Source organism: Streptomyces niveiscabiei (assembly GCF_001419795.1).
Taxonomy (GTDB): domain Bacteria; phylum Actinomycetota; class Actinomycetes; order Streptomycetales; family Streptomycetaceae; genus Streptomyces; species Streptomyces niveiscabiei.
In genome coordinates this window covers 1-4,797 of record NZ_LIRL01000143.1, presented here as the reverse complement: position 1 = coordinate 4,797, position 4,797 = coordinate 1, and the positions used below count along the sequence as shown (strand labels likewise).

At 73.1% G+C, this 4,797-nt stretch carries 5 protein-coding genes; all 5 read left to right on the top strand.

Going from position 1 to position 4,797, the window contains the following annotated elements; translation table 11 throughout:
• A partial coding sequence (locus AOK24_RS07810) for a 4'-phosphopantetheinyl transferase superfamily protein (RefSeq protein WP_159051815.1) occupies positions 1-1,217 on the top strand: 1,217 nt, incomplete at its 5' end.
• Positions 1,214-1,507 carry an acyl carrier protein gene (locus AOK24_RS07805; protein WP_055719312.1) on the top strand — a complete coding sequence of 98 codons (294 nt, stop codon included), beginning with the start codon at positions 1,214-1,216 and terminating at the stop codon, positions 1,505-1,507. The genes AOK24_RS07810 and AOK24_RS07805, both read left to right, overlap by 4 nt.
• 9 nt (positions 1,508-1,516) lie before the next feature.
• Positions 1,517-2,320, top strand: coding sequence for an alpha/beta fold hydrolase (locus AOK24_RS07800; protein ID WP_055719315.1), 804 nt, complete (start codon positions 1,517-1,519; stop codon positions 2,318-2,320).
• On the top strand, positions 2,317-3,606 hold the full coding sequence (locus tag AOK24_RS07795) for a glycosyltransferase (RefSeq protein WP_055719311.1): 1,290 nt from the start codon (positions 2,317-2,319) through the stop codon (positions 3,604-3,606). The genes AOK24_RS07800 and AOK24_RS07795 overlap by 4 nt, the downstream gene beginning before the upstream one ends.
• On the top strand, positions 3,603-4,676 hold the full coding sequence (locus AOK24_RS07790; protein WP_107103912.1) for a class I SAM-dependent methyltransferase: 1,074 nt from the start codon (positions 3,603-3,605) through the stop codon (positions 4,674-4,676). The genes AOK24_RS07795 and AOK24_RS07790 overlap by 4 nt, the downstream gene beginning before the upstream one ends.
• Positions 4,677-4,797: the final 121 nt, after the last annotated feature.

Sequence of the window (4,797 nt, the reverse complement as noted above, 5' to 3'; positions counted from 1 at the left end):
ACGCACCCCCCACCCCTCGCGGCACACCGCCCGTCCCGGAACGCACCCCGGACCACACGGCGGCCCAACTCTACGAAGAGCGCTGGATGTTCCACGGCCCGGCGTTCCAGGGCGTCACCGACCTGACCGCGATCGGTGACCGCCACGTCCGGGGCGTCATCACCACCCCACCGGCCCCGGGCGCCCTCCTGGACAACGTCGGTCAGCTCCTCGGCTACTGGATCATGGCGACCCGTACGGAGCGCACGGTCGTCTTCCCGGTCGGCATCCGGGAGATCCGCTTCCACGGCCCCCACCCCTCCCCCGGCACCCAAGTCGCCTGCCTGGTACGGATCACGGCGCTGACGGACACCGTCCTGGAGGCGGACGTCGAGCTCACCGTGAACGGCACGCCCTGGGCGGAGATCACCGGCTGGCAGGACCGCCGCTTCGACAACGACCCGCGTACCCGCCCCGTGGAGCGCTTCCCGGAGCGCAACACGCTCTCCGAACTGCGCCCCGGGGGCTGGACGTTGGTGCACGAGCGCTGGCCGGATCTCGCCTCGCGGGATCTGATCATGCGCAACTCCCTGGCCGGAGTGGAGCGTTCGCGCTACGCCGAGCACGCCCCGCGCGGCCGGCGGCAGTGGCTGCTGGGCCGGATCGCCGCGAAGGACGCGGTGCGCAGGTGGTTGTGGGAACACGGCGAGGGCCCGGTGTTCCCGGCGGAGCTGCGCGTGGAGAACGACGGCCTGGGCCGGCCGTACGTCGTGGGCGTGCACGGGCGTGAACTGCCCGCGCTGGACGTGTCGTTGGCGCACTGCGCGGAAGCCGGCGCGGCGATCGTCCGGCCGCACCGGCCGGGACCGGGACCCGGCATCGACATCGAGGAAGTCACCGAACGGACCCCGGAGACGGAGGCCGCCGCCCTCGCCCCGGCCGAACTCCGGCTGCTGGACGGCCTGGTGGGCTCGCGCGCGCTGTGGTTCACCCGGTTCTGGGCGGCGAAGGAGGCGGTCGCGAAGGCCGAGGGGACCGGACTCGGCGGCAGACCACGGGAGTTCACAGTCCTGGACGTCACCCCGGACGGCGACCTGCTGACCGTCTCCGGCCGCCTGGAGCGCGCCTACCCGGTGCACTGCGCACCGGCCGCCAACCCGCCGGGCCTGCCGGCGCGGGAGTACGTCGTGGCCTGGACGACGGGACACGCGAACGAAGAGGAGTACGAGGCCCGATGAACGAGGAAACCGTTCTCGCCGACGTGTCCGCCATGCTCGCCCGCCTCCTGGAGGACGAGTACGGCGTCGACGACGCCGAGATCAGCATGGAGACGTCCTTCAACCGGGACCTGGAGCTGGAGAGCATCGACCTCGTGACGCTGGCCGGGCTCCTCCAGGAGCGGTACGGCGAACGGATCAACTTCGCCGAGTTCCTGGCCGGGATGGAGTTCGAGGAGATCATCGAACTCACCGTCGGGCGGCTCGTCGAGTACGTCGTGCTCGGTCTCAAAGCGGCCGAGGAGGGCTGACCCGTGTCGATGGTCGACACCGGCGCGCTGCGGCTGCACGTCCAGCGCATCGGGCCCCGGGGCAGCCGGAGTTCGCGCGCCACGGTCGTACTGGTCCACGGGCTGCTCACCGACAGTCTCGCGAGCTACTACTTCACCGTGGCGCCCTCGTTCGCGGCGGACGGGCTCGATGTGATCATGTACGACCTGCGCGGGCACGGCCGCAGCGACCGGCCGCCCGACGGGTACTCCCTGGACGACGGCATCACCGATCTGGAAGCCCTGCTGGAGCGGCTGAGGGTGACCGGCCCGGTGCATCTGGTGGGCAACTCCTACGGCGGGACGATCGCGTTCGGGTACGCCGTGCGGCATCCGGAGCGGGTCGCGAGCCTCAGTCTGATCGAGTCCGAACCGGCCACGCCCGCCTGGGCGTCGAAGCTGCGCCGCATCCTCGGCCGGGTCGTGCACGAGCTGGCGCACAACGAGTCGGACACCATCACGTGGATCGCCGCGCACCGGGGCCACAACATGGCCCGGCTCGCAAGGGGCGCCGCCCGCCTGGCCCGTGAGACCTCGCTCGGCCAGGACATCCCCGCCAGCCGGATCTTGACGGACCATCAGATCGCGTCGGTGTCCTGCCCGGTCCTCGCGCTGTACGGCGGTGAGTCCGATGTCGCCGAACTCGCTCCCCGGCTCGCGGAGTTGCTGCCCGACTGCCGGACGGTGATCCTGCCCGGCCACGAGCACTCGATCCTCGTCGAGGCCCCGGCCACGGTCGGCGAGCACGTCCGGTCCCTCATCGCCGGGACCTGCGCGGCGGTGACCGCCCGGTGAGCGGCTTCCTCTTCGTCGTCCCGCCCCTCACGGGCCACGTCAACCCGGCCGTCGGCGTCGCCGCACGCCTCGCGGCCCGGGGCCACCGGGTGGCGTGGGTATGCCCGGACCGGGAGCTGGTACGGCGGCTGGCGGGGGCGGACGCGGTGGTGTTCGGCTGCGAGGACGAGGGCGGGGCGCCACACCGCACCGACGCCGAGGACGAGGCGCCGCACCACGCCGACACCAGGGCCGGGGCGCCGCACCCCGCCGACACCGAGCCCGGCAGCGGCATCGCCCGCCTCCTGCGCACCGGCGCCGCCCTCTCCCACCGGCCGCCCGAGATCCGTGGCCCCGAGGCGCTGAAGTTCCTGTGGGAACGGTTCCTGCTCCCCCTCGCGGAGGCGATGGCGCCCGGGGTGCGCCGGGCCGTGGAGGTGTTCCGCCCCGATGTGGTCGTCGCCGACCAACAGGCCTTCGCCGGGGCGCTGGTCGCGGAGCGGGCCGGGGTCCCGTGGGCGACGTCCGCGACGACCACGGCCGAGTTCGTGGACCCGCTGGCCGGTCTGCCGAAGGTGCGGGAGTGGATCGAGGCCCGGCTCGGCGCGCTGCGGCGGTCCGTCGGGGACGCGTCCGGGACCGCCGACCCCCGGTTCTCGCCGCATCTCGTCATCGGGTTCAGCACGCCCGAACTCGCCGGTGACATCAGGTCGGTTCGCTGGGTGGGACCGTCGGTCACCGACCGCCCCGGCGACGAGGGGTTCCCGTGGGAGTGGCTCGACCCGGACCGCGCGACCGTCCTCGTGAGCCTCGGCACGGCGAACACCGACGCCGGGGAGCGGTTCCTCGCCGTGTGCCGGGACGTGGTGCGCGAGCGGGCGGCGCGGCTCCAGGCGGTGGTGGTCGACCCCGGTGGCGTGCTGGGCGGCGAGTCCGGCGAGAACGTGCTGCTCGTGCCGTCCGTCCCGCAGATCGCCTTGCTGGCCAAGGGAGTTGACGCCGTCGTCTGCCACGCGGGGCACAACACCGTGTGCGAGGCGCTCTGGTACGGCGTGCCGCTGGTCGTCGCGCCCATCCGGGACGACCAGCCGCTGGTCGCCGGGCAGGTCGTGGCCGCCGGGGCCGGGGTGCGGGTGCGGTTCGGGCGGGTCGGCGCGCAGAAGCTGGGGGCGGCGCTGGACGCCGTGCTCGACGAGCCGTCGTACCGCGCGCGGGCCGCGCGGGTGGGGGCGGCGTTCCGGGCGGCCGGGGGTGCGGACGCCGCCGCCGTCCATCTCGAAGAGCTTGCCGAGAGGAGTCGTGCGTGAGTGAGGCGAAGGACGAGCGGGAGCGGTGGATCGCGGAGTTGAGGCCGCGCTACCAGCGGGACCTGGCGGCCGGGACGGAGCGGTTCTTCGCGCCGCGACGGGCCGACTGCCCGTGGTGCGGCGGGGAGTTGCTCAGTACCCGGCTGCGGACCACCGACCTGTTGCAGCACAAGCCGGGACGGTTCGCGCTCGACCGCTGCGAGACGTGCGGGCACATCTTCCAGAACCCCCAACTGACCGACGAGGGCCTGGAGTTCTACTACCGGGACTTCTACGACGGGCTCGGCGAGAAGCAGTTGGAGGGCCTCTTCGACGGGCGGGACACGTCGTATCTGGGGCGGGCGCGCTCCATGACCGCGCACGATCCGGCGCCCAAGCGGTGGCTGGACGTCGGGACCGGGCAGGGGCACTTCTGCGCGGCGGTGCGTGACGGGCTGCTGCCGGACACCGTCTTCGACGGGCTCGACTTCACCGACGGGGTGGAGATCGCCGAGCGGGAGAAACGCGTGGAGCGCGGTTACCGGGGGAGTTTCCCCGCGCTCGCCGACGAACTCGCCGGTCAGTACGACGTGGTGAGCATGTTCCACTACCTGGAGCACAGCACCGACCCGGACCGGGAACTGCGGGCCGCGCGGCAGGTGGTGCGGGCGGGCGGGCACCTCCTGATCGAAGTGCCCGACGCGGAGAGCCGGCTGTCGCGGGTGCTCGGGCGGTGGTGGCTGCCCTGGCTCCAGCCGCAACACCTGCACTTCATGCCGGTGGCCAACCTGCGCGACCGGCTGGAGGAGTTGGGGTTCACCGTGGTCGCCGAGGAGCACACCGAGCCCCATGAGGCGGTCGACCTGGTGGCCGCCGTGTGGCTGGCGCTGGGCCACATCTCGCCGCCCGAGAACACGCCCTGGCTGAAGCAGCCGCCGGGCCTGCTGCGCCGGGCGACCCGAACTGCTGTGTTCGTGGCGGGAATCCCGGCCCTGCTCGCGGCGACCGTCCTCGACCGGATCGCCGTACGCCCGCTGGCCCGGCGGTGGCGGATGTGCAACGCGTACCGGGTGGTCGCACGCCGCGACTGACCCGCACGCCCGACAAGGGGTCGCACACGGACGGCCCCACCCCGTACCGGTCCAGCCCGAGTTCACCGTCGAGAGACACGGCGGCGCGGTACGACGACCACGCCGCCGTGTCTCTCGACGG

Coding starts and splice junctions, on each gene's coding strand:
- AOK24_RS07805 (WP_055719312.1), top strand. CDS start 1,214: ATGAACGAGGAAACCGTTCTCGCCGACGTGTCCGCCATGCTCGCCCGC.
- AOK24_RS07800 (WP_055719315.1), top strand. CDS start 1,517: ATGGTCGACACCGGCGCGCTGCGGCTGCACGTCCAGCGCATCGGGCCC.